At 70.9% G+C, this 3,695-nt stretch carries 3 protein-coding genes; all 3 read right to left on the reverse strand.

Translation table 11 applies throughout. The features are described from left to right. Positions 1 to 2: 2 nt before the first annotated feature. Genes lipB through lpdA form a run of 3 tightly spaced genes read right to left on the reverse strand, consistent with a single transcriptional unit; the run spans position 3 to position 3,597 of the window. The gene (lipB, locus tag VM840_09595) at positions 3 to 707 is read right to left on the reverse strand and encodes a lipoyl(octanoyl) transferase LipB (protein ID HVL81831.1); all 705 of its coding nucleotides are present in this window, start codon (positions 705 to 707) and stop codon (positions 3 to 5) included. Next, complete coding sequence (locus VM840_09600) at positions 707 to 2,170, reverse strand: dihydrolipoamide acetyltransferase family protein (protein ID HVL81832.1); 1,464 nt, start codon at positions 2,168 to 2,170, stop codon at positions 707 to 709. Before VM840_09600 ends, lipB begins: the two co-directional genes overlap by 1 nt. A gap of 17 nt (positions 2,171 to 2,187) precedes the next feature. After that, complete coding sequence (lpdA, locus tag VM840_09605) at positions 2,188 to 3,597, reverse strand: dihydrolipoyl dehydrogenase (protein HVL81833.1); 1,410 nt, start codon at positions 3,595 to 3,597, stop codon at positions 2,188 to 2,190. Positions 3,598 to 3,695 lie beyond the last annotated feature (98 nt).

Raw genomic sequence — 3,695 nt, forward strand, 5'->3', positions numbered from 1 at the left:
CATCAGAACGGCGCCACCTCGTTCGTGAAGTCCCAGGTCTCGAGGTTCTGCTTCAGCCGAGCCAGGAACTCCGCGGCGCGGATCTCGCACCCGAAGACGCCTCCGAACTCGGACGCCACGTCCTGGGCGAAGACCTCGACGCCGGGTGCGTCCCCGTTCAACTCGGCCACCGAGGTGACGCCGCGGTCCACGATCCCGCAGGGGACTATCCCCCGGAAGTAGCCCAGGTCGGGGGAGACGTTCAGCGCGTAACCGTGCTTCGTGATCCCCCGGGAGACCTTCACGCCGATCGCGCCGATCTTGCTCAGCCCGACCCACACCCCGGACGCCCCCGGCACCCGGCTCCCCTCGATCCCGTACCGGCGCAGCGCGCGGATCAGCACCTCCTCGAGGTCGCGCACGTACCGGACGAGGTCGCCCTGGGGGCCGATGTCCACGATCGGGTAGCCCACCAGCTGTCCGGGACCGTGGTACGTGACCTGTCCCCCGCGGTCGGCCTCGACCACCGCGACCCCGCGCTCACGCAGGGTCGCGTCGTCCCAGAGCACGTCGCCGCGGGAGCCGCGGCGTCCGACCGTGTAGACGTGCGGGTGGGTCAGTTGGAGCAGGGTGTCGCCGACGGCTCCCGACGCGCGCCGCTCGTGCAGGTCCTGCTGCAGGGCGAGGCCGTCCGTGTACGCGACCTCGCCCAGCCAGCAGACGTCCATCAGAACGGCGCCACCTCGTTCGTGAAGTCCCAGGTCTCGAGGTTCTGCTTCAGCCGAGCCAGGAACTCCATCGCGTCCGAGCCGTCGAGCAGCCGGTGGTCCCACGACATCGAGAGGAACATCCGGTGTCGGATGGCGATCATCCCGTCCACCACGGCGACCCGCTGCTCGACCGCCTCCGTCCCCAGGATGGCCACGTTCGGCTGGTTGATCACCGGGACCGAGAGGTAGCTCCCGAAGGGACCGGGGTTCGTGATCGTGAAGGTCGACCCGCCCACCTCGTCCGGGGTCAGGTTCTTCGACCGGGCCCGCGCGGCCAGGTCGCGGATGGCGCGCGCGATCCCGACCACGTTCATCGCCTCGGCTCCCTTGATCACCGGGACGATGAGCCCGTAGTCGGTGGCCACGGCGATCCCCAGGTTGACGTAGCTGTGCAGGGTCGCCTCGGTCAGGTCCTCGTTCACGGACGCGTTCACGAGCGGGTGCGCGGCGAGCGCATCGGTGACCGCCCGGCAGATGAAGGGCGTGTAGGTGAGCGAGAAGCCCTCGCGCTCCTTGAACGAGGGGTTCACCCGCTTGCGCAGCTGGGCGATGTTCTCCATATCGACCTCGACCGCGTTCCACGCCCGAGCCGAGGTCTGGAGCGACTTCACCATGTGCTCGGCGATGCGCCTTCGGATGTGAGACAGCGGCTGCACCTGGGTGCCCTCGCCCGACTGACGCACGACGGGCGGCGCGGCGGCCGCCGGCTTCGCCTGCTGAGGCGCCGCGGTCGGGGTCTGCGGGGCCGCGGGCGCCGTCCGCTGGCGCTCCGCGTGTCCGAGGACGTCCGCCTTCGTGACGCGCCCGCCCTGTCCGGTCCCTTCGACCTCCTCGAGGTTCACGCCGTGCTCACGGGCGAGCCGGCGGACGAGGGGGGAGAGAACCTGTCCGGGCTTGCCGTCGCCGCTGCGTGTGGGAGGTCCGCCCCGCTCGGGAGCCTTCGTGGCGGTGGACGCCCGCCGGCTGGGCTCGGTCTTCTCGCCTCCGTCCGGCTGGTCGGCCTGAGCGGCGGGACGCTCCGGCATGGGGGTGTCGGGGATCTCGTCCGCGGAGACCGGGGCGTCGCCGGCGATCTCGCTCGCGCCGGTCGCGCTGTTCTCCGACCCCGCCACCTGCTCGCCGGTGGTCTCCTGCGGGGGCCCCTCAGCCTGCGCGCTGCCTCCGGCGGTGCCCGCTCCCTCGCCCGACTCGTCGACCTCGCAGATCACCGTGCCCACCTCGACCGTGTCGCCCTCCTGGGCGAGGATCTTCGTGAGCACCCCCGCCACGGGAGACGGGATCTCGGTGTCGACCTTGTCCGTGGAGACCTCGACGAGCATGTCGTCCATCTCGATCGTGTCGCCCTCGGACTTGAGCCACTTCAGGATCGTCCCCTCGACGACCGACTCGCCCATCTGGGGCATCTGGACCGGCGTGGCCATGTAGGTGTTCCCCTCTCCTATCCGTGCAGCGGACGTCCGATGGCCGCCAGGGCGGCCTCCCCGACTGCTTCCGAGAGCGTCGGGTGCGGGTGGACCAGGCCGGCCAGCTCGGCCGCGTTCGCCTCCCACCCCACGGCCAGCAACGCCTCCGATATCGACTCGGTCACGCGGGCGCCGACCATGTGGATGCCCAGGATCGGGCCGTCCGGGACGTACACGATCTTCGTGAAGCCGCCCGGCTGGTGCATGATCTGGGCCTTGGCGATCCCCACGTAGGTGTGCTTCGTGGTCTTCACCTCGTACCCGGCTTCCTTCGCCTGCTCCTCCGTGTAGCCGACCGACGCCACCTCCGGCACGCAGTAGGTCGCCTTCGGGACGTCCCGGAAGAAGTCGATGGGACGCGGCTCGTTCCCGGCGATCCGCTCGGCCACGTTGAAGCCCATCGCGAACGCGGCGTGGGCCAGCTGGGGGACGCCGGCCACGCAGTCACCGATGGCCCACACCCCCTCGCCCAGGCTGAAGTTCTCGTCGGCCAGGATGTAGCCGCGGTCCGTCTCGATCCCCCAGGCCTCCAGGTTCACGCCGTCGGTGGCCGGCCCGCGCCCGACGGCGACGAGCACCTGCTCGACCTCGACCGTGGACGACTTGCCCTTCGCGTCGGAGAGCGTGATCCGCACGAGGTCGCCCGACGTGTCCACGTCGGTCACCTTGGCTCCCGCCTGGACGGTGATCCCACGCTTGCCGAAAGCCTTCGCGAGCTCCTTGGAGACGTCCGGGTCCTCCAGGGGGACGATCCGCGGGAGCGCCTCTATCACCGTCACCTCGACCCCGAAGGACCGGTAGACGGACGCGAACTCGACCCCTACCGCACCCGCGCCGATCACCGCGGCGGACCGCGGCAGCGTCTCGTTCGTGAGGGCGTGGTCGGATGTGACGATCCGCGTCCCGTCCGGCTCGAGGCCGGGCAGCGAACGTGCGTAGGACCCGACGGCGATCACGACGTCGCGTCCGGACACGGTCCGGTTCCCGTCGGAGGTGGAGACGTCGATCGTTCCCCGCTCCGCCGCGAGCTTCCCCTCGCCCGCGATCAGGTCGATCCTGCGGTGCTTGATCAGGCTGGACAGGCCGCCGTACAACTTCTTGACCGGCTCGGACTTGGACCGCTGCACGGCCGCCCAGTCGAAATCGGGCTCGCCGGCCTGGATGCCGTACTCCTTGGCCTCCCGGATGGTGTCGAACACCTCGGCCGCGTGCAGCAGGGCCTTCGTCGGGATGCAGCCGCGGTGCAGGCAGGTGCCGCCGACCTTGTCGCGCTCGACGATCGCGACCTTCAGGCCGAGCAGGGCGGCGCGCAGCGCGCACGCGTACCCGCCGGGCCCCCCGCCCAGCACGACCAGGTCGTAGTTGCCGCCGTCCGCCATCCGCATCTCTCCTCGCGAGGCCGTCGAAGGACACCCAGTCTATCGGTGCCGGTCGGCGGGCCGACGCGGGGCACGGGACCCCGCCCCCCGGCGCTCCCCCCTGT

It is taken from the genome of Actinomycetota bacterium (assembly GCA_035540895.1).
In the GTDB taxonomy this organism is placed as follows: Bacteria; Actinomycetota; JAICYB01; order JAICYB01; family JAICYB01; genus DATLFR01.

Coding starts and splice junctions, on each gene's coding strand:
- VM840_09600 (HVL81832.1), bottom strand. CDS start 2,170: ATGGCCACGCCGGTCCAGATGCCCCAGATGGGCGAGTCGGTCGTCGAG.
- lpdA (HVL81833.1), bottom strand. CDS start 3,597: ATGCGGATGGCGGACGGCGGCAACTACGACCTGGTCGTGCTGGGCGGG.
- lipB (HVL81831.1), bottom strand. CDS start 707: ATGGACGTCTGCTGGCTGGGCGAGGTCGCGTACACGGACGGCCTCGCC.